18 protein-coding genes and 1 tRNA gene are annotated in these 20,719 nt (G+C 64.7%); 16 read left to right on the forward strand and 3 right to left on the reverse strand.

Translation table 11 applies throughout. From position 1 onward, the window contains the following. Positions 1 to 36 precede the first annotated feature (36 nt). The 10 genes from mreC (at position 37) to lipA (ending at position 9,757) form a co-directional block, all read left to right on the forward strand. Positions 37 to 939 carry a rod shape-determining protein MreC gene (mreC, locus tag VJ673_RS01015; RefSeq protein WP_324124143.1) on the forward strand — a complete coding sequence of 301 codons (903 nt, stop codon included), beginning with the start codon at positions 37 to 39 and terminating at the stop codon, positions 937 to 939. Then, on the forward strand, positions 939 to 1,460 hold the full coding sequence (mreD, locus tag VJ673_RS01020; protein ID WP_324124144.1) for a rod shape-determining protein MreD: 522 nt from the start codon (positions 939 to 941) through the stop codon (positions 1,458 to 1,460). The genes mreC and mreD overlap by 1 nt, the downstream gene beginning before the upstream one ends. Positions 1,461 to 1,611: 151 nt before the next feature. Next, positions 1,612 to 3,573 carry a penicillin-binding protein 2 gene (gene mrdA, locus VJ673_RS01025; protein WP_324124145.1) on the forward strand — a complete coding sequence of 654 codons (1,962 nt, stop codon included), beginning with the start codon at positions 1,612 to 1,614 and terminating at the stop codon, positions 3,571 to 3,573. Further along, on the forward strand, positions 3,573 to 4,715 hold the full coding sequence (gene rodA, locus VJ673_RS01030) for a rod shape-determining protein RodA (protein WP_324124146.1): 1,143 nt from the start codon (positions 3,573 to 3,575) through the stop codon (positions 4,713 to 4,715). Before mrdA ends, rodA begins: the two co-directional genes overlap by 1 nt. After that, a complete protein-coding gene (locus VJ673_RS01035) occupies positions 4,712 to 5,686 on the forward strand; it encodes a septal ring lytic transglycosylase RlpA family protein (protein ID WP_324124147.1) in 975 nt (324 codons plus the stop codon). The genes rodA and VJ673_RS01035 overlap by 4 nt, the downstream gene beginning before the upstream one ends. Before the next feature lie 110 nt (positions 5,687 to 5,796). Continuing rightward, positions 5,797 to 6,924 (forward strand): D-alanyl-D-alanine carboxypeptidase family protein, encoded by a 1,128-nt coding sequence (locus VJ673_RS01040; RefSeq protein ID WP_324124148.1) that lies wholly within the window; start codon positions 5,797 to 5,799, stop codon positions 6,922 to 6,924. Positions 6,925 to 6,943: 19 nt separating this feature from the next. Next, complete coding sequence (locus tag VJ673_RS01045; RefSeq protein WP_324124149.1) at positions 6,944 to 7,801, forward strand: D-amino acid aminotransferase; 858 nt, start codon at positions 6,944 to 6,946, stop codon at positions 7,799 to 7,801. Further along, positions 7,794 to 8,066 (forward strand): YbeD family protein, encoded by a 273-nt coding sequence (locus tag VJ673_RS01050; RefSeq protein WP_324124150.1) that lies wholly within the window; start codon positions 7,794 to 7,796, stop codon positions 8,064 to 8,066. The genes VJ673_RS01045 and VJ673_RS01050 overlap by 8 nt, the downstream gene beginning before the upstream one ends. Continuing rightward, positions 8,066 to 8,752 (forward strand): lipoyl(octanoyl) transferase LipB, encoded by a 687-nt coding sequence (lipB, locus tag VJ673_RS01055; RefSeq protein WP_324124151.1) that lies wholly within the window; start codon positions 8,066 to 8,068, stop codon positions 8,750 to 8,752. The genes VJ673_RS01050 and lipB overlap by 1 nt, the downstream gene beginning before the upstream one ends. A gap of 57 nt (positions 8,753 to 8,809) precedes the next feature. Further along, positions 8,810 to 9,757 (forward strand): lipoyl synthase, encoded by a 948-nt coding sequence (lipA, locus tag VJ673_RS01060; protein ID WP_324124152.1) that lies wholly within the window; start codon positions 8,810 to 8,812, stop codon positions 9,755 to 9,757. A gap of 79 nt (positions 9,758 to 9,836) precedes the next feature. On the opposite strand, the gene dksA is transcribed toward lipA, so the two are convergent. Continuing rightward, positions 9,837 to 10,265 carry an RNA polymerase-binding protein DksA gene (dksA, locus tag VJ673_RS01065; RefSeq protein ID WP_324124153.1) on the reverse strand — a complete coding sequence of 143 codons (429 nt, stop codon included), beginning with the start codon at positions 10,263 to 10,265 and terminating at the stop codon, positions 9,837 to 9,839. A 150-nt stretch (positions 10,266 to 10,415) separates the two neighbouring features. On the opposite strand from dksA, the gene VJ673_RS01070 reads away from it, so the two are divergent. The 3 genes from VJ673_RS01070 to VJ673_RS01080 all read left to right on the forward strand — a co-directional run bounded on the left by VJ673_RS01070 (position 10,416) and on the right by VJ673_RS01080 (position 13,946). Beyond that, the gene (locus VJ673_RS01070) at positions 10,416 to 11,111 is read left to right on the forward strand and encodes a DUF4197 domain-containing protein (RefSeq protein ID WP_324124154.1); all 696 of its coding nucleotides are present in this window, start codon (positions 10,416 to 10,418) and stop codon (positions 11,109 to 11,111) included. A gap of 83 nt (positions 11,112 to 11,194) precedes the next feature. After that, positions 11,195 to 13,177 (forward strand): UvrD-helicase domain-containing protein, encoded by a 1,983-nt coding sequence (locus tag VJ673_RS01075; protein ID WP_324124155.1) that lies wholly within the window; start codon positions 11,195 to 11,197, stop codon positions 13,175 to 13,177. A 214-nt stretch (positions 13,178 to 13,391) separates the two neighbouring features. Further along, positions 13,392 to 13,946 carry a hypothetical protein gene (locus VJ673_RS01080; RefSeq protein ID WP_324124156.1) on the forward strand — a complete coding sequence of 185 codons (555 nt, stop codon included), beginning with the start codon at positions 13,392 to 13,394 and terminating at the stop codon, positions 13,944 to 13,946. Positions 13,947 to 13,977: 31 nt separating this feature from the next. Here the strand turns inward: VJ673_RS01080 and VJ673_RS01085 are convergent, their stop codons facing one another. Beyond that, positions 13,978 to 14,427: a c-type cytochrome gene (locus VJ673_RS01085; protein WP_324124157.1), complete on the reverse strand. Its 450-nt coding sequence runs from the start codon at positions 14,425 to 14,427 to the stop codon at positions 13,978 to 13,980. 151 nt (positions 14,428 to 14,578) lie between these two features. On the opposite strand from VJ673_RS01085, the gene lysM reads away from it, so the two are divergent. Together lysM and VJ673_RS01095 are read left to right on the forward strand one after the other, a co-directional pair. Next, the gene (gene lysM / locus VJ673_RS01090) at positions 14,579 to 15,061 is read left to right on the forward strand and encodes a peptidoglycan-binding protein LysM (RefSeq protein WP_324124158.1); all 483 of its coding nucleotides are present in this window, start codon (positions 14,579 to 14,581) and stop codon (positions 15,059 to 15,061) included. A gap of 99 nt (positions 15,062 to 15,160) precedes the next feature. Then, a tRNA-Arg gene (locus tag VJ673_RS01095) sits at positions 15,161 to 15,237 on the forward strand. Positions 15,238 to 15,313: 76 nt separating this feature from the next. Here the strand turns inward: VJ673_RS01095 and VJ673_RS01100 are convergent. After that, positions 15,314 to 16,408 (reverse strand): hypothetical protein, encoded by a 1,095-nt coding sequence (locus tag VJ673_RS01100; RefSeq protein WP_324124159.1) that lies wholly within the window; start codon positions 16,406 to 16,408, stop codon positions 15,314 to 15,316. A gap of 222 nt (positions 16,409 to 16,630) precedes the next feature. Here VJ673_RS01100 and VJ673_RS01105 point away from each other — a divergent pair. After that, positions 16,631 to 20,719 (forward strand): RecQ family ATP-dependent DNA helicase (locus VJ673_RS01105; protein ID WP_324124160.1); only part of this gene is annotated, 4,089 nt, incomplete at its 3' end.

Here is a 20,719-nt window from a genome sequence, read left to right on the forward strand (position 1 = left end):
CCGGGTGCCTGCCGCCGCGTGCCGTGGACGTTCACGATGTCGCTGGTCGGCCACCAGGCCCCTCCCATATTCCGGCAAGGACCCACGCCGCTCGTGCGGCTGTTCCTGTTCGTGTCCGTGTGCCTGGTGCTGCTCGTCGCCGACCTGCGCTTCCGTTATCTCGAAGTGCTGCGCCAGGCCTTGTCGGTGGCGACCTATCCCCTGCAAGTCGCGGCGGCGGCGCCGGCCGACTTCTTTCGCAACGGGGCCGTCTACTTTGCGACGCTCGTCGACGTGCAGAAGGAAAATGCGATGTTGCGCGAGAGCCAGGTCGAGGCGGCGCAGCGCCTGCTGCGTTTCGACCAGATCGAGGAAGAGAACCGGCATCTGCGCGCAATGCTCGACATGTCGCAGGCGCTCGGTTCACGCAGCGTGGCGGCGGAAATTCTCTACGACGCCCCCGATCCCTTCTCGCGCAAGGTGATCCTCAACCGCGGCAGCCAGCAAGGCATCGAGGCTGGCATGGCCGTGGTGAACGAACAGGGCATGATCGGGCAGGTGAGCCGCGTCTACCCGGTGCAGGCGGAAGTGACGCTGGTGACGGACAAGGATCAGGCGGTGCCGGTGGTCGTATCGCGCAACGGCTTGCGCGGCGTGCTGACCGGAGCCGGACAGGGACGACTGGAGCTGCGCTTCACGCTATCGGGGGCGGACATCAAGCCCGGTGATCGCCTCGTGACCTCGGGGCTCGACGGGCTCTTCATGCCGGGCCTGCCGGTCGCGGACGTCATCAGTGTGGACCGGGATTCGCCGACTTTCGCTACGGTCGTCTGCGAGCCGGTGGCGGGCGTCGAGCGCACGACCCAGGTGCTGGTATTGACGCGCGCCGAGCTTCCGCCGCCGCGTCCCGCTTCCGAACCTGAAGCTGCCCCGACGCGTCCGCGCAAGAAGGTTCGCTGATGCAGCCGACCCACCGTTCCCGTCGCATCCTGCTGCCCGCGCGTACCTGGTTCGTCTATCTAAGCCTGATCGTCGCGCTCGGCCTGAGCTATATCCCGACCGGACTGCTGCCCGGCGTGCCCGACTGGGTCGCGCTCGTGCTGACCTTCTGGGCGATCCGCGAGCCGCTGCGCGCCGGCATGGGCGCGGGCTTCGTGTTCGGGCTTCTGGTCGATATCGGCCATGGCGCGGCAATGGGCCAGCATGCGCTGGCCTACGTCGTGCTGTGCTATCTCGCGACCTCCGTGTCGCGCCGCGTACTGTGGTTCCCGCCGCCGCAGCAGGCGCTGCACGTGCTGCCGATGCTGCTGGTGGCGCAGGTGATCATGGTGCTGGTGCGCCTGCTTGCGGGAGCCGAATTCCCAGGCTGGTGGTACTTCCTGTCGAGTTTCACGAGCATCGTGCTGTGGGTGCCGCTCAACTTCCTGCTGCTGCTGCCGCAGTACCAGCCGGTCGAGCGCGACGAGAACCGGCCTATCTGAGATGAGACGCCCCCCACCACATTGTTCGCGGAGGGCAGGCTTTGCACAGCCTGCCCGTTCGGCAGGCACGACGCGGCGCGCTGCGAAACCCCTGCCTCACCCCCCCGAGGGGGCGCAGGCCACCCTTGGGACGGCCCGGCGGGAGGCCTGAATGGAATTCCGTACTCCCGACGAGGAACTGGCCAGTTTCCGCCGCCGCGTCCTAGTGGCGGGCCTATTCGTGATGGTCTGCTTCGGCATCCTCGCGGCCCGCTTCTATTACCTGCAGATCGTCCGCTACGACTACTACCACACCCGCGCCGAGGACAACCGCATCGCGCTGCTGCCGATCGTGCCGAGCCGCGGGTCTATCGTCGACCGCAACGGCGTGCCGCTCGCGCGCAACTACGCGGCGTATACGCTCGAGATCACGCCTTCGCGCGTCGTGGATCTCGATGCGACGATCGATGCGCTGTCGGAGATCGTGCAGATCGAGCCGCGCGACCGGCGGCGCTTCCGCAAGCTCCTCGAGGACAGCAAGAATTTCGAAAGCGTGCCGATCCGCACCCGCCTGACCGAGGAGGAGGTCGCCCGCTTCATCGCGCGGCGTTACCGCTTCCCCGGCGTCGAGGTGCAGGCCCGCCTGTTCCGCGACTACCCGCAGGGCGAGCTTGCCTCGCATGTAATCGGCTATATCGGGCGGATCAACCAGCGCGACCAGGACCGCATCGAGGAACAGGGGCTGACCGCGAACTACCGCGGCTCGGACTATATCGGCAAAGGTGGCCTCGAGATGAGCTACGAGGCCGAGATGCATGGTGCGACCGGCGCCGAACAGGTCGAGGTCAATGCGGGCGGTCGTGCGGTGCGCCAGCTCGCTCGGATTCCGGGTGTGTCGGGCAACGATCTGGAGCTCACGCTCGACATCGAGATGCAGAAGGTGGCCGAGGCGGCGTTCGGCAACCGGCGCGGGGCGCTGGTTGCGATCGATCCGACCACGGGCGGCGTTCTCGCGATGGTGTCGAAGCCGACTTTCGACCCGAACCTCTTCGTCGACGGCATTTCGAACGACGACTGGAAGGCGCTCAACGAATCGCCGGATCATCCCCTCGTGAACCGCGCGATCCTCAGCGCCTATCCGCCGGGCTCGACCTTCAAGCCCTTCATGGCGCTGGCGGGCCTGACGGCGGGCAAGCGCACGGTGAATCAGACGATCTCCGACCCCGGCTACTTCATGTTCGGCGGCCACCGCTATATGGACGACCAGCCCGGCGGACACGGTACGGTCGATCTGCGCAAGTCGATCGTCGTGTCGTGCAACACCTATTACTACCAGCTCGCGAACGACCTCGGCATCGACAGCATCGCAAACTTCATGCGTCCGTTGGGCTTCGGTTCGCGTACCGGCATCGACCTCAACGGCGAAGCGGAAGGCGTGCTGCCGACGCCGGAGTGGAAGAAGAAGCGCTTCCGCAACAAGGAGCACCAGAAGTGGTTCGGCGGCGAGACGATCTCGGTCGGCATCGGCCAGGGTTACAATGCCTACACGCCGATGCAACTCGCCAACGCGCTGGCAGCGGTCGTCAACGACGGTAAGGTGTTCAAGCCGCACCTCGTGCGCAACATCGTCAATCCGGTCACCGGCGAGCGCCGGGCCGTGGCGCCCGAGCCGCTGCGCCAGGTGCAGATCAAGCCGGAGTACCTCGCCGCGGTGCGTCAGGCGATGGTCGATGTGAACAAGGCCGGTACCGGCGCGCGCGCCTTCGCCGGAGCCCCGTATTCGGCGGGCGGCAAGACCGGTACGGCCCAGGTGTTCTCGCTGCACGGCCAGAAGTACGTCGCCGGGCGCGTGACTGAGAAGCTGCGCGACCACTCGTGGTTCATCGCCTACGCGCCGGCCGACAAGCCGACGATTGCGATGGCGGTGCTGGTCGAGAACGGCGGTTTCGGCGCGCAGTCCGCGGCGCCGATCGCGCGCCAGGTGATCGACTTCCACCTGCTCGGCAAGCGGCCGAACCAGCCCGCGAGCGAGGATTCCGGCGCGGCCGACGAAGGCGACGATCGCCACGATCCCTCCGAGCATGACGCGCCCGCCGTTCCGGCCTTTTTCGGCAACGATTCGGAGACACGCTGATGAATCGCGGCAACTTCCATGTGCGCGACATCCTGCAGGCGGTGCTGCGACCGATCGACCGGCCGCTGTTCTTCATGCTTGCGGCGCTGATGGCCTACGCCTACGTGGTGTTGATGAGCGCATCGCCCGATCGCCTCGTCTCGCTCGAGATCAACATCCTGGTAGCCGTCACGGCGATGTGGCTGACGGCGCGTCTGACGCCACAGAAGCTGCTCGGCTTTGCGCTGCCGCTGTATGCGGTCGGCGTGCTGCTGCTGGTCGCGGTGATGCTCTTCGGCGAGACCTCGAAGGGGGCGACGCGCTGGCTCAACATCGGCATTACGCGCATCCAGCCCTCCGAGTTGATGAAGATCGCGATGCCGCTGATGCTGGCGTGGTTCTTCCAGCAGCGCGAAGGCCATATCGGCGTGCGCGAGTTCATCGCGGCGGGCGTCCTGCTTCTCGTGCCAGTGGGCCTGATCGCGATCCAGCCCGACCTCGGCACCGCGGTGCTGGTGGCGGCGGCCGGCCTGTATGTGATCTTCTTCGCCGGCCTGTCATGGAAGCTGATCATCCCGGTCGTCGTCGTGGGAGTCGTCGGGATCGGCGCGATCGTCGGTTTCGGGGACCAGATCTGCCAGCCCGACGTCGTCTGGCCGGGCCTGCGCGAATACCAGAAGCACCGCATCTGCACGCTGCTCGACCCGATGCAGGATCCGCTCGGCAAGGGCTTCCACATCATTCAGTCCACGATCGCGATCGGCTCGGGCGGCATACTGGGCAAGGGCTGGACGCAGGGCACGCAGACACATCTGTCGTTCCTGCCTGAGCGGCACACCGACTTCATCTTCTCGGTGCTGTCCGAGGAGTTCGGCTTGGTCGGCATCTGCATCCTGCTCGTGATCTACCTGATGCTGCTGATGCGCGGCTTCGCGATCGCGGCGACCGCGCCGACCTTGGCGACCCGGCTCCTTGCGGGAGCGGTCACGATGATCTTTTTCACCTATGCTTTCGTGAACATGGGCATGGTCAGCGGTATTTTGCCGGTCGTCGGTGTGCCCTTGCCCTTCATCAGCTATGGGGGAACTGCGCTCGTGACCTTGTGCGTCGGCATCGGCATCCTGATGAGCATCCATCGCAGTCGGCAGGTCACACAGGGATGAGGAGGTCCGCAGCAAGAATATCGCCGCTGCTGGTCCTGATGCTCGCGCTCGCCGGCTGCAGCTCCACGCCGTCGCGCGTGCCGCCTCGCGAAGGCTCGGTCGCGACACCGCCTTCCGGTAGCGCGACGCGCGACACCCCGCGGACGAGCAAGCGCGGAGGGGCCTTCTACAAGGACGACGGTCCCGGCGACAGCCCGCCCCCCAATCTCGACGATATCCCCGACGCCAAGCCGCGCATCGAGGCGCTGCATCGCTACGCGAACCGGCCTTACACCGTGTTGGGCGAGGACTACGTGCCGGCGACTTCGCTCGTGCCCTACCGCCAACGCGGCATCGGCAGCTGGTACGGGCGACGTTTCCATGGTCAGCCGACTTCCAGCGGCGAGCCGTACGACATGTATGGCATGACGGCCGCGCACCCGACGCTGCCGATTCCGAGCTACGCCCGCGTCACGAACGTCTCCAACGGCCGTTCGGTCATCGTGCGCGTGAATGACCGCGGCCCCTTCCTGAAGGGGCGCGTGATGGATCTCTCCTTCGCCGCCGCCTATCGCCTCGGCTACGCGAACACCGGCAGCACCGAGATCGAGGTCGAGACCATCATTCCCGACGGCGGCGAGACGCTGCTTGCCGAGCCGGTGACGACGCCGATCCCAGGCCGTGATCCGATCCTCGTTGCTGCGGACGGGGCCGTGCCGCTCGAACTCACCAATCGCCAGGCGCCACCGGCGGGCGCGGCGCGCGGCATCTTCCTGCAGCTTGGCGCGTTCTCCTCGCCGGACAACGCGGAAGAACTGCGCAGCCGCGTGCGCGGATCCTTGACCGATTTCTCGGACCGCCTGGAAGTGCTCGCCGACGGCTCGCGCTACCGCCTGCGGCTCGGACCTTTCGCCTCCGCCGATCAGGCTCGCGACGCCGCGGACCGCATCGCTCGAACCCTGAAATTCCGGCCTTTCGTCGTCGCGCGTTGATGTTGCAGTGAACCATTTTGTATCCGCGTTGGTCTGCATGACCTGTGCCGAACTATAATTTTCGGCTTCCCGCCTTTCCCCGTTCCTTCGTCTCCTGCCGACCGATCCCCATGCGTTTCTTCATCGCCCTGCTGTTTTCGCTGATTTCCCTTGCCGTATCCGCACAAAACGTCCCGCCTCCCGCGCTCGCCGCCCGCGCGTGGCTGCTGATGGACCATGCGACGGGCCAGGTGCTCGCCGCCCAGGAACCGGATTCGCGCATCGAGCCCGCGTCGCTGACCAAGCTGATGACGGCCTACCTGACCTTCGCAGCGCTCAAGAGCGGCAGCATCCAGCTCGAGCAGACGGTGCCCGTGTCCGAGAAGGCTTGGCGCATGGAAGGCTCGCGGATGTTCATCCAGCCCGACAAGCCGGTGACGGTCGGCGAGCTCGTGCAGGGCATGATCGTCCAGTCGGGCAACGACGCCTGCGTCGCACTGTCCGAACTCATCGCGGGCGGTGAGGATTCCTTCGCGGCGCTGATGAACCGCGAGGCGCAGCGTCTGGGCATGAAGAACACCCACTTCATGAACTCGACCGGCCTCCCGGATCCGAACCATTACACGACGGCGCGCGATCTGTCGCTGCTCGCCGCCGCGATCTCGCGTGACTTTCCCGAGTACTACCACTACTACTCGCAGAAGGAATACCGCTACAACGGCATCACCCAGCCGAACCGCAACCGCCTGTTGTGGCTCGATCCCTCGGTCGACGGCCTCAAGACCGGCCACACTGCGAACGCCGGCTACTGCCTGATCTCTTCTGCGCTGCGCGGCCCGCGCCGCCTCGTGTCGGTCGTGCTCGGCACCGAATCGGACACCGTGCGCGCGCAGGAATCGCTGAAGCTCCTGAATTATGGCTTCCAGTTCTTCGACACTGCCAAGCTGTACTCCGCGAACCAGGAGCTGTCGCGCTTCCGTGTCTGGAAGGGCCAGGTCAACGAACTGCCGGTCGGCTTCACGCAGGATTTCGTGATGTCGCTGCCGAAGGGCCAAGCCGAGAAGCTGCAGACCGAACTGACCAGCATGCAACCGGTCGTGGCGCCGCTGCAGAAGGGGCAGCCCGTCGGCACGCTGAAGGTGTCGCTCGACGGCAAGGCGATCGGCGAATATCCGGTCGTCGCGCTGCAGGACGTGCCGGTCGCGGGCTTCTTTGGGCGTCTGTGGGATGCACTGCTGATGTGGATCAAGAGCCTCTAAGAGGGATGCGGAGACGCCCATGAGCACCTGCTACCTCAACGGGACCTACCAGCCGCTCGCGGACGCGCGTGTTTCGCCGATGGACCGCGGCTTCCTGTTCGGGGACGGCGCCTACGAGGTGATCCCGGTCTATTCGCGCCGGCCCTTCCGCCTCGCCGAGCACCTTGCACGGCTCGAACGCACGCTCGAATCGCTGCGCCTGCCCAATTCCTACAGCCTCGACGCATGGGCAGCGATCGTGCATGAGATTGTCGCGCGCAACAGCTGGAGCGATCAGTCGGTCTACCTCCAGGTGACGCGCGGCGCGGACACGCGGCGCAACCACGCCTTCCCGGTCGGAGTGCAGCCGACGGTGTTCCTGATGAGCGAGGCGCTCGTAACGCCGCCTGCCGAACAATTGGCGAACGGCGTCGCGGCGGTCAGCGCGGCGGATTTCCGTTGGCTGCGCTGCGAGCTGAAGACGACGGCGCTGCTCGCGAACTGCCTGCTGCGCCAGATGGCGATCGACCATGGCTGCGCCGAGACGGTACTCTTCCGCGACGGATTCCTCACGGAAGGCTCGGCGTCGAATATCTTCATCGTGCGCGATGGCGTCGTGCTCACGCCGCCGAAGAGCCACCTGATGCTGCCCGGTATCACTTACGATGTGGTGCTGGAACTCGCCGCGAAGCACGACGTCGCACATCAGGTACGCGAGATCCTCGAGGACGAGGTGCGCACGGCCGATGAAGTGTGGATGACCTCGTCCACGAAGGAAGTGCTGGCGATCACGAGTCTCGACGATCGCCCCATCGGCGACGGCCGACCGGGACCAGCGGGCCGCCAGATGCTCGCCTGGTATCAGGAGTTCAAGAATACGGTGATGCGCGGTGGCTGAAGAAACACGACAATCCCTGCTGGAATTTCCCTGCGAATTTCCCATCAAGATCATGGGCGTACGCGTCGACGAGTTCGCCCAGGCGATCGTCACGGTGGTGCAGGCCCATGCGCCGGACTTCGATCCGGCGACGGTGCAGATGCGTCCGTCGAGCAAGGGCAACTACCTGTCGCTGACCTGCACGATCAACGCCCAGTCGCAGGCCCAGCTCGACGACCTCTATCGCGCGCTGACCGTGCATCCGCTCGTCAAGGTGGTGCTGTAGTGGAGCTCGGCGAGGGCCTGCCGCTTGTGGTGCGCCACATGGGGCGCGTCGACTACGAGCCCACCTGGCAGGCGATGCGTGCGTTCACCGACGCGCGCACGGCTGACACGCCCGACGAGCTGTGGGTTCTGGAACACCCCCCGGTCTTCACGCTCGGCCAGGCGGGAAAGCCCGAACACCTGCTGCGCGAGACCGGCATCCCGCTCGTAAAGATCGACCGCGGCGGCCAGATCACCTATCACGGCCCCGGCCAGATCGTCGTCTATCTGCTGCTCGACCTGCATCGCCGCCACCTCAAGGTGCGCGAGCTCGTGAACCTGATGGAGCAGTCGATCATCGATTGCCTCGCCGACTACGGCCTCACGGCGGAACGCAAGGACGGCGCCCCGGGCGTCTATATCGGCGGCGCCAAGATCGCCGCGCTCGGACTGCGCGTGCGCAACGGCTGCAGCTACCATGGCCTCGCGCTCAACGTTGACGCCGACCTCGCCCCCTTCACGGCGATCAACCCCTGCGGCTACGAAGGCCTGCAGACGATCCGGATGAAGGATTTCGGCATCACCGACGGCGTCGCCGAGGTCGGCGACCGGCTCGTCGCGCATCTGCGCCGCCTGTTACCCGTTCCCCAAAACGAGCCCACAGTGAGCCCTACGCCGGATGCCACACCGGCCCCTGACAGGCCATAATGTACGCGGGCGCCACAATTGCCCGCTGGCACACAGAGAGAGACGAGAGATTTCCTGATGGACACACCCAACCGCAAGCAGCGCGGCGCTGAGAAGACCGCCCGCATCCCGATCAAGATCGTACCGGCCGAGCGCCTGAAGAAGCCCGAGTGGATCCGCATCAAGCTCGGCGCGGGCCAGGAAGCCGAACGCTTCAATGAGATCAAGGCGAGCCTGCGCGAGCACAAGCTGCACACGGTGTGCGAGGAAGCCTCCTGTCCGAATATCCATGAATGCTTCGGCAAGGGCACCGCGACCTTCATGATCATGGGCGACATCTGCACGCGGCGTTGCCCGTTCTGCGACGTCGGCCACGGCCGCCCGGAGCCGCTTAACGCCGACGAGCCGAAGGAACTCGCCGCGACAATCGCCGCGATGCGCCTCAACTACGTCGTGATCACCAGCGTCGACCGCGACGACCTGCGCGACGGCGGTGCCCAGCACTTCGTCGACTGCATCCGCGAGACGCGCGCCCTGTCGCCGAAGACCGGTATCGAAGTGCTGGTGCCCGACTTCCGCGGCCGCATGGAAGTGGCGTTGGAGATCTTCGACCAGGCCTCGCCCGACGTGATGAACCACAACATGGAAACCGTGCCGCGGCTCTACAAGCAGGCCCGTCCCGGTGCCGATTACGAGTACTCGCTGCGGCTCTTGAAGGAATTCAAGGCGCGCAACCCCAAGGTGTCGACGAAGTCGGGCCTGATGGTGGGCCTGGGTGAGACCGATGAGGAGATCCTCGAAGTGATGCGCGACCTGCGCGCGCACGATGTCGAGATGTTGACGATCGGCCAGTACCTGCAGCCCTCGGGCGGCCACCTGCCGGTGCTGCGCTACGTGCACCCGGACACTTTCAAGATGTTCGAAACCGAAGCGCTGAAGATGGGCTTCAAGAACGCAGCCTGCGGGCCGATGGTGCGTTCGAGCTACTGGGCAGACCAGCAGGCGCACGGCGCCGGCGTGGTGTAGGAAAGGGGAAGGGCCGCATTGAGCGGCCCTTAGACGGGGCGCAGCGGGAGGGAGGTCGCTCGCTGCGCCCTTTGTCTTTCTAGCGGAACATGCGCTCCGCGCGTTCGTGGCGTTCCTGCTCCTCGAGGCTCAGCGTCGCCGTCGGACGCGCGAGCAGTCGGCCCACGCCGATCGGCTCGCCGCTGACTTCGCAATAGCCGTAACTGCCGTCCTCGATGCGGCGCAGCGCCGATTCCACCTTGTGCAGCAGCTTGAGCTCGCGGTCGCGGATGCGCTGTTCGAGCACCTGTTCCTCTTCCTGGGTGGCCCGGTCCGCCTCGTCGGCGGTCGCGACGGTCTCGCGCAGGTGCAGACGCGTCTCGGCGCTGTTTTCCTGCAGTTCGCTCTTCAGCTCCTCCAGCCGTTGCCGGAAGAACTCCAGCTGCACGGCGTTCATGTAATCGTCGGCCGACATCGCCAGCAATTCCGATTCGGAGATGAGACCGTTGCGGGCTGCAATCGTGTTCATCTTGGGCTCTCCGTTTTGCCGCAGCCCCGATGTGTCCGCTGGGGCAGGGCACTGTCAAAAAAATGAAAAGGCTGCTGGATGGCGAACGCACAGCATACCCGCGGCGGAGTAAGCTGGCCCTCGTCAACCTCAGCCTGCCTGGAGACCGTCATGCGTTCCATTCTGCGAGCTTTCGTCGTCCTTGTCATCAGTGTGCCGTTCGCCTCCGTGGTTTGGGCGGCCGGGATCGCGAGCCTGAGCGAGAGCGAAGCCTCGGGCGGCCTGCGTGAAGCGCTGGTCCAGGGGGCCGGCCACGCGGTGCAGATGCTTGGTGCGAAGGACGGCTTCCTGAAAAACAAGAAGGTGAAGATCCCGCTGCCGGACGGTCTCTCACAGGTCGAATCGGTGATGCGCCTGGCCGGGCGCGGCAAGGATCTCGACGATCTGGTGAAGACGATGAACCGCGCGGCGGAGGCGGCGGTGCCCGAAGCCCAGACGCTGCTGGTCGAGGCGGTGCGGGAGATGTCGGTCGATGATGCGCGCAAGATCCTCACCGGCGGGGACGACTCGGCAACACGCTATTTCAAAGCGAAGACGCAGGGGCAGCTCACCGAACGCTTCCTGCCGGTCGTGAAGCAGAGTACCGATCGACTGGCACTTTCCGAGCAGTACAACAAGATCGCGGGCCAGGCGGCAAGTTTCGGCCTCGTCAAGAGCGAGGACGCACAGATCGAAGGCTACGTCACGCGCAAGGCGCTCGACGGCCTTTACCTGATGATCGCCGAAGAGGAAAAAACGATCCGCAAGAATCCGCTTCAGGCCGCGGGATCGCTTGCGCAGCGCGTATTCGGCATGCTCGGCCACTGACGGCCCCCCGGTCCTGGTTGTAACGAGGTCCGGTCGGGACTGGGCGTTGCGGTAAAATCAAAAATTGTTTTGCCGCAACGCCCATGTCCGCTCTTCTAAATGCTCCGCAGCGTGAAGCGATCCATTATCTGGACGGCCCGAGCCTCGTGCTCGCCGGCGCCGGCAGCGGCAAGACGCGGGTCATCACGCACAAGATCGCGCACCTGATCAACGGCTGCGAGCTCAACCCGGCCAACATCGCGGCGATCACCTTCACGAACAAGGCCGCGAAGGAGATGCAGGAGCGCGTCGGCCACCTGATGGGCGGCCGCGTGCCTAAGGGGCTCACGGTGTGCACCTTCCACGCGCTGGGCGTGAAGATCATCCGCCAGGAAGCGAAGCACTGTGGGCTCAAGCAGCAGTTCTCGATCCTCGACGCGTCCGACACCGTGCAGATCGTCTCGGATGTCTCCGGCGACACCGACAAGCTGCGCGCGCGCTCGATGCAGTGGCAGATTTCGAGCTGGAAGAACGCGATGATCACGCCCGAGGAAGCCGTCCAGCTCGCCGACAACGAGCTTAGCGCGGCCGCGGCGCTGCTCTACGGCGAATACCAGCGCACGCTGCGCGCCTACCAGGCGGTCGATTTCGATGACCTGATCGGCCTGCCGGTACTGCTCTTCGAGAACAACCCGGAAGTGCGCGAACGCTGGCAGAACAAGCTGCGTTATCTGCTCGTCGACGAATACCAGGACACCAACCGCGCCCAGTACCGCCTGCTGCGCCAGCTCGCCGGCGTACGCGGCGCCTTCACCGCCGTCGGCGACGACGACCAGGCGATCTACGCGTGGCGGGGCGCGGACGTCGAGAACCTGAAGCTCTTGCAGCAGGACTATCCCAAGCTCAAGGTCATCAAGCTCGAGCAGAACTACCGCTCCTCGCGCCGCATCCTGACCGCGGCGAACACGGTCATCGCGAACAACGAAAAACTCTTCGAGAAGCAGCTCTGGTCCGAGCACGGCGCAGGCGAGCAGATCGTCGTGACCGCCTGCCGCGACGCCGATCACGAGGCCGAGTGGATCGCCTCGAAGATCAGCGCGCACAAGTTCGAGCACCGCACGAAGTTCTCCGACTACGCGATCCTCTACCGCGGCAACCACCAGGCGCGCGTGATCGAGCAGCAATTGCGCAACCAGAAGATCCCGTATGTGATGTCGGGCGGTCAGTCCTTCTTCGACAAGCCCGAGATCCGCGACCTGATCTCCTACCTGCGCCTGCTGATGAACGAGGACGACGATCTGTCCTTCATCCGCGCGATTACGACGCCTCGTCGCGGCATCGGCCCCGCGACGATCGAGGCGCTCGGCAGCTATGCCGGACGTCGCCACGTCAGCCTCTTCGCGGCGGTCTTCGAGGAAGGCGCGGCGCATTCCCTGAGCGCGCGCCAGCTCGAACAGGTGCAGGAGTTCGGCAACTTCATCAACCGCATCCAGTATCGGGCCCACCGCGAACCGGCCGCCCGGGTGCTGGAGGATCTGCTCACTGCGATCCGCTACGAAGCCTGGCTCTTCGAGCACCTCGACGTGCGCGAGGCCGAGTCGAAGTGGAGCAACGTGCGCGACTTCGTCGGCTGGCTCGGCCGCAAGGGCGAGGAAGACGGCAAGAACCTGATCGAACTCACGCAGACCATCGCGCTGATCTCGATGCTCGATAAGGAAGACTCTGAGTTCGACGGCGTGCAGATGGCTACGCTGCACGCATCGAAGGGGCTGGAGTTCAAGCACGTGTTCCTCGTCGGCGTCGAGGAAGGCGTGCTGCCGCATCAGTCCTCGATCGACGAGGACAAGGTCGAGGAGGAGCGTCGTCTGATGTACGTCGGCATCACGCGCGCGCAGCGCAGCCTCAACATCACGTGGTGCGAGCGGCGCAAGGCCGGCAAGGAATTCCGCACCTGCGATCCGTCGCGCTTCATCGCCGAGATGGGCGGCGACATCAAGATGAATGACCGCAAGACCAACGCCCCGGTCTCGAAGGAAGAAGGTCGGGCGCGCGTCGCAAATCTGATGGCAATGCTCGAAGGGCGCTGAAATCGCAGGCGCCTGCCACATTCGCGGCGGCGCAGGTGTTTCCGGAAGTATGTAATTGAAAATTCTCTCGGCGTATGCCGATGACGCGATCTACAATCGCGAAGCACTCGGTCTCCACCGCGTCGTCATCGCCGTCCCGCGCCGCAGGGGTAAGCGTTGCATCGCGATCGGGGAGTCGAGGATGACAATGCCTTATTCTCCCGGAGACTCGGTGATGCGTCGTACAAAGTCCGCGCTGGTGAATTCCTCGCTTCAGTTTTCGCTCTTGGCTGCCCTCGCGCTGCCATCTCTCGCGGCGCACGCCGACCCCTTGCCTTGTCAAGGCCGCCTGGCGTCCATCTCCGGCAAGATCATGACGAATTCGATGGCGGGCGGCGAATCGCTCGGCATCCTGCAGGGCACCGTGGATGGCTGGAACAAGCTCAAGTGCGGCATCAACGGCAAGCCACGCTTCAATGACGATGGCTCGTTCGCCGGCTTCACCCATTCCCTGGTCTGCGATGACACGGTGATTTCGGAGAACAGGATCGACACGATCCATTCGCAGGTGATCTCGAACAGCCGCTTCGACGGCGTGCCGAGCTTCCGCTCCTGCGGAATTCCGGGCATGGACCTGACCTATGGTGCGTTCCGCGAAATTTCCGAACCGCAGTCGGGCCGCGGAATCTTCTCGCCGACGGGCGGCGGGCGCCTGGTCATCGACGGCGTCGTCAATTGTGCCGGCGCCGTCGACATGAAGTTCACGGGCGAGGTCTGTCTCGTCCGCTGACCCGTCAGGGGCCGCTGCCGCGGCCCGACGCTTACTTCTCGACCGGCGGCTCAGTGAACTTGGCGCCGCCGGCATTCGCCATGTAGGCGACCGCGCGTTTGACCTCGGTGTCGGTCAGATCGACGCCGCCGCCGCGCGGGGGCATCTGGCGAATCCCTTCGATCGCATGTTTCGCCAGCGTGTCGAAGCCCTGCGCGATGCGCGGCCCCCAGGCACCCGCGTCGCCGAACTTCGGCGAGCCGAGTGCCCCCGCGCCATGGCAGCCCGCGCAGGTGCCCTGGTAGACCTGTTCGCCGGTCCGGCTGCCCGGCGCAGCCTTCTGGACCTTCACTGTCACGTGCGCGACCGGCTCGATGCGGTGCGCGCGCGCTTCCACATCGTCGTCCTGGGCCTTGCTGCAGGCGACGAGTTGCACGGCAGCGAGGGCTGCGAGGGCCGGAACCAGCGCGCGACGGCGCGCCGGGAAGATACTTCTGGACATTGAGACTCCTTGTGTTTGTTTTGTCCGGTTGTGCGGGGTTGAGTTGAGAGTATAGCTGCGGTGAAGAAGTAACTCTTCTAGCGATCCGGCCTTCGTCGCACCCCTCTCCGCTATGCTGAATACGTCCGACATATCCCGACCGGAGGCAGACATGGGACTTCTTTCGTTCATCAAGGAAGCCGGGGAGAAACTCTTCGGCCATGGCGATGCGCAAGCCGCCGCCCCAGACCAGGCTGCAGCCGCAAACACCAAGGCGGCCGACGCGATACGCGCCCACATCACGAAGCTCAACCTCGCCCCTGCCGATCTGGGGGTCACTTTCGACAGCAAGACCTCGGTCGCGACCGTGACCGGCACCGCGCCCGATCAGGCGACCAAGGAAAAGATCCTCCTCGCGGCCGGCAACGTCCAGGGCGTCGGGCAGGTCGACGACCGGCTCACCGTCGCCGCCCCGGCGCAGCCCGAGGCCCGCTTCCATACCGTGAAGTCTGGCGACACCTTGTCCGCGATTGCCAAGACCTACTATGGCGACGCGAACAAATACAACGCCATCTTCGAAGCCAACAAGCCGATGCTCAGCCACCCGGACAAAATCTACCCGGGACAGGTGCTGCGCATTCCGCCGCAGCCGTGATTTCAACGGGAAACCACTGCTTTACCAGGGCAGGGGTCGCCACCACACGCCGGAGTTCGGGTATAATGCCGCGTTCCGCTGCAACGTCAGTGGCACAAGGCGCCCGTAGCTCAGCTGGATAGAGTACTGCCCTCCGAAGGCAGGGGTCGGACGTTCGAATCGTCTCGGGCGCGCCAAGTATTCAGAAAAGCGCTGGTTTCCATACGGAAATCAGCGCTTTTTTCATTTTTCTGATTGCGACAGCTGCTCTATTCATCGTCCCTGCGAGTCAGGCCTTCTGTCGCCAAGTCTCTTGACCCATTGGTATCGAATAAGGTCTTCCCGAAGCAGGAACGCTTTGATTTCCTCACGTCTTCCCTGATCCGCGCGAAGAAGGATGCCGCGCAGATCGTAGTCGATTGAGCGCGCACTTGCACCGCGCTCGATAGCCTTGGCGTACCAGTTGCGGCCAAGGTCATAGTTCCCAAGCTCGAAATTTACCGCGCCCAACAAAGTGCAGGGACGGAAGTCATTCGGGGTGAGGCTGTGCGCATGGTCGCCAAGCCTGAGCGCTTCTTCCCACCGCTTCAAGTCACGCATGACTCCACCATGCGTCGTGGAGATAGCTGACTTCAGCTTTGGGAGTTTCTGTCGTTCTGCAGGGATCGAGATCAACAGATCATGCGCGCGCTGAGCCTGGGCGCATTTCCGGTAATGACCGCTCGCATTGACCGCGTTCCACGGATCATGCGTCCGCTTGTACTCGCCCGCGTAGAAATCCGCCTCACGTTCATGGAATGCAGTTTGCAGACGGTCAGAGTAGTAATCTTTGCCATCGGTCGTTAGCCATAGGACGTCATCATCTGAGAGGCGATTGCCTTCGTCGATGCGACACAGGATATCCATTAAGCGTGGGAAACAATCCTTCTCAATGTACTGGTCGATACCGTAGCTCTCGCGGAGCGCCTGATTCTTCAACTTCGCAAGGTATTTCGGATCGCTCTCTCGCGCATGCCGTGCAGCCTCTTGTCGCGCAAACCATTCGGCCTCGCGAGCCTTCTGTTCTGCAGCCCGAACCAACACTGTGGCGTGCTGCGCCTGCCGTTCGATTTCAGCGGCTTGCTGACGTCTTTCCTGTTCCGGTCCAGCGGCCGCGCAAAATTCGTCATATGTAGTGTCGCCCTTGGCAAACCGATGAAGTGCGATGAGCCCCTGCTGGGCCAGGTAGCCGAGAGCTAGAGGCGTAAGGGCGCGTCCTTTCTGCAGACTATCTAGGATATTGCGCAGACGGCTCGCGGGAATCGCTGCGCCGGGGAGGTCATCGACGAAGTACCGTCGGGCGAGATCGATCGAGTGTTGAACAGTCATCGGGTCCCTTTGATGGAGCTACTTCTCTTCTCCGTGTGCGGCAATGAGCGGCGAAAAGATGGCTATGGGAAATGGATGGCAGCGATGGTAAGCATAATCCCATCAGCACGTAGGTACTTTGTCGGGAAGAGGCGGCAGGAGACATCCTTGTCATATGCTGTCGTTGATTTTGTTACATCCAGTTAGAATTTGGGCGATCTAGTTTCGCGGAATCACTTGTTCATGGCCGTTCTGCCCGTCGCGCCTCGCGCGCGATGTCTGTGCCTCGATATCGAAACCGCACGCCAGGACCGGCTGGTCCTGCGGGAGTTGGGCGTCTTTCGCCCTGATCTCGATGCGCGGCTGAGGCTTTCCGGCAAGGATTCCAAGCTCGTTCCCCGGGTGGATGCGCTGACCGAGGGCGCCGCCTTCGTGCTCGGCCATAACGTCGTCGCCTTCGATCAACCGGCGCTGGCGGCGCTGCATCCCGAACTCGCGCTGCACCGCCTGCCGCTGATCGACACGCTCGAACTTTCGCCCGTCGCCTTTCCGCAGAATCCGTATCACCGGCTGGTGAAGGACTACAAGCTGTGCACGACGACGCGCAACGACCCGGTGCGCGACGCGGAGCTCGCCTACGAACTCTTCGTCGACCAGAACGAGGCGCTGCAACAGCGCGTGGCCGAGCATCCGGACGAGGCGTTGTGCCTGCACTTCCTGCTCGCGCCGGAGAACGGCAAGGGTGTGGCGAATTTCTTCGCGACCCTGCGCCGTGCCCTGAAGCCCTCGCTGGTAGAAGCTGCTGCTGCGTGGCAGCGCGCGTCCGCGGGCAAGGTATGCATCACCGGGGAACGCTGGCTCATCGAACACTGCCTGCCCGATCCCACTTGGCACAAGCCGCTGGCGTATGCGCTGGCATGGCTGCGTGTGGCCGGTGGCAATTCCGTGCTTCCGCCTTGGGTGAGCCTGAGTTTCCCCAAGGCGCGCGAAGCGATCGCCGCCCTGCGCGACGTGCCTTGCTCGGATCCGGCCTGCGCATGGTGCCGCGAGCAGCATGACCTAGAAACGCTGCTGCCACGCTACTTCCCGGGCATTACGCGCTTCCGCAGCGCGCCAACCACGGCCGATGGCCGCTCGCTGCAACAGGCGATCGTCGAGAACGGCTTCGCCGGCCGGCCGACGCTCGCGATCCTGCCGACTGGTGGCGGCAAGTCGCTGTGCTTCCAACTTCCGGCCCTCGCGCGCTACTACCGTAACGGCAGCCTGACGGTCGTGATCTCGCCGCTGCAGTCGCTGATGAAGGATCAGGTCGACAACCTTGAAGCGCGTGGCGTCACCTGCGCGGGCTACCTCAACAGCCTGCTCAATCCGATGGAGCGGCGCGTGATGCTCGACAAGCTGCGCCTGGGCGATCTCGGGCTGATCTTCGTCGCGCCAGAGCAGTTCCGCAGCGTCGCATTCGCCAACGCGCTGATGCACCGCGAGATCGGCGCGTGGGTGTTCGACGAGGCGCACTGCCTGTCGAAGTGGGGGCACGACTTCCGCCCCGACTATCTCTACGTGTCGCGCTTCATCAAGGCGCGCCAGAAGGACAAGCCCTCGCCGGTGTTCTGCTTCACCGCGACGGCCAAGCCCGACGTCGTCGACGACATCTGCGCCCACTTCGAGAAGCGCCTCGGCGTTGTGCTCGATCGGCTCGAAGGCGGGGTCAGTCGTGACAACCTCGACTACGAGGTCAGGGCGATCCCTGCGCAGGCCAAATATGGTGAGGTGCTCCGCCTGCTCCAAGAGGCGTTGCGCGAGGAAGGTGGCGCGATCGTGTTCTGCGCGCGGCAGAAAACGGTCGAGGAGCTCGCGCAGTTCCTGAAAGACGCTGGCCTCGACTGCGGTTTTTTCCACGGCGGCATGATGCCCGCCGACAAGCGAGCGGTGCAGGAGGCCTTCCTTGCCGGCACGCTGCGCGTGATCGCCGCGACCAACGCTTTCGGCATGGGTGTCGACAAGCCGGACGTGCGGCTCGTGATTCACCTGGATACGCCAGGTTCGCTGGAGAATTATTTGCAGGAGGCCGGCCGCGCCGGGCGCGATCAGGCACCGGCGCGCTGTGTGCTGCTCTATGACGATGCGGATCTCGATGTCCAGTTCCGCCTGCTGAAGAACTCCCGCCTCACTCAACACGATATCGGCGCGATCCTCAAGGCGCTGCGGGCGATCGAACGCAAGGACCGCAGCGAAGGCCAGGTGGTCGTGACGAGCGGCGAGATCCTGCTCGAAATCCCAGACGCGCATCGCATCGACCCTGATGCGAGCGACGCCGACACCAAGGTGCGCATCGCCGTTGCTTGGCTTGAAGAAGCGCGCCTGCTCGAACGCCACGAGAACCACACCCGCGTCTTCTCCGGTAGTCTCCTCGTCGCGACTGAGGAAGAGGCGCGCGCGATCTTGCGCAAAAAGCTCGGGTCGGAGGCCGACATCGAGCCCTACGTCCGCATTTTGTCGATCCTGATTCAGGCTGATGATGACGAAGGCCTGTCGACCGACGAGCTGATGCTCGCGACCGGTAAGGATTCGCGCACGCTGCAGCACATGCTGCGCGAACTCGACCGCTGGAAGCTGCTGTCGAACGACACCGAGATCGGGGTCACTTTCTACCGCGATCCCGACACGGCCCAGCGCCTCGACGAGCTCGCGCGCATCGAAGATGCCCTGCTCAAGAACCTGCGCGAAGAGGCGCCCGACGCCGACCAGGAAGACTGGCAGATCGTGAATGTGCGCCGCCTGTGCGACACATTGCGGCGCGATGCGCAGGTCGACTTCGACCCGGACAAGCTCACCCGCCTGCTGAAATCCTTCGCCGAGCCCTTCGGCGATGGCGTCGCACAACGTGGCTTCTTCGCGCTTCGTCCGCAGACCGCGGACAGCCGCTACCTGAAGCTCCTGCGCCCCTGGAAGGACATCGAGACCATTCGCGAACGCCGCATGCGCCTCGCCCGCGCGCTCGTGCAGGAATTCCAGCGCCGCCGGCAGGGCAAGATGCTGCTCGTCACCTGCAAGCAGGGCGAACTCGAAGCCGCACTGCAGGCCGACACGACCCTCGCCGATATCGGCGTCGAAAAGTGGGACGTCGCACTCTCTGCGGCCTTGCTCTACCTAGACGCCAACGAGGTGCTGCATCTCGCGCGCGGCAAGGCCGTGTTCCGCTCTGCGATGAGCGTCGAACTCAATGCCGAGGCGCGTCGTCGCCAGTTCAAGAAGTCCGACTACGCCGAGCTCGCGCTGCACTACAAGGACAAGATCGTCCAGGTGCACGTGATGGCCGAGTACGCCAAGCTCGCGGTCCGCAAGATCCAGGCGGCGATGGCCTTCATCGTCGATTACTTCAGCCTCGACCGCGCCGAGTTCGTGCGGCGCTACTTTGCCGGCCGCAAGGACGTGCTGGAGATGGCGACCACCGAGGCCGCGCACCGGCGCATCCTTACGGATCTTGCCAATCCCGAGCAGCAGGCCATCGTCGCAGCGCCCCTTGAAGGCAACCACCTCGTGCTCGCTGGTCCGGGCGCTGGCAAGACGAAGGTCATCGTGCATCGTGTCGCGTGGCTGCTGCGCGAATGCATGGTGCTGCCGGAAGCGATCATGGTGCTCGCCTACAACCGCTCGGCTGCCAACGAAATCCGCCGCCGCCTATGGGCGCTGGTCGGCGCGGACGCCGCCGGCGTTACGGTGCAGACGCTGCATGGGCTCGCGATGCGGATCACCGGTACGAGCTATGCCGTCGCCATCGAGCGCGGCGAGGCGGTGGACTTCGGTGAAGTGATCCGTAAGGCCACCCAGCGGCTCCGCGCCGCCGAGCAGGGCTCGGGCGAGGGGGATGGCGTCGGCCCCTCCATCGTGCGCGACCGCCTGCTGTCGGGGCTGCGCTTCCTGCTTGTCGACGAATACCAGGACATCAACGGCGACCACTACGAGCTCATCAGCGCAGTCGCCGGACGCACGCTGCAGACCGAGGAAGACCGCGTCTCGCTGATGGTGGTCGGCGACGACGACCAGAACATCTACGCCTTCGACGGCGCGAGCGTGCGCTTCATCCGCCAGTTCGAAACCGACTACGCCGCGCGCCGCTACGCGCTGATCGAGAACTATCGCTCGACCAGGCACATCATCCACTGCGCGAACCGCGTCATCGAACGCGCCCGCGAGCGCATGAAGGCCGGACAGGCGATCCGCGTGAACCACGCCCGCCGCGACCGGCCGGACGGCGGCGATCACGCCGCGCTCGACCCCCTCACCGAAGGCCGCGTGCATGTCCTCGAAGTGCCGCGCAACCCGCATCAG

It is taken from the genome of Aromatoleum sp. (genome assembly GCF_035254505.1).
GTDB lineage: Bacteria > Pseudomonadota > Gammaproteobacteria > Burkholderiales > Rhodocyclaceae > Aromatoleum.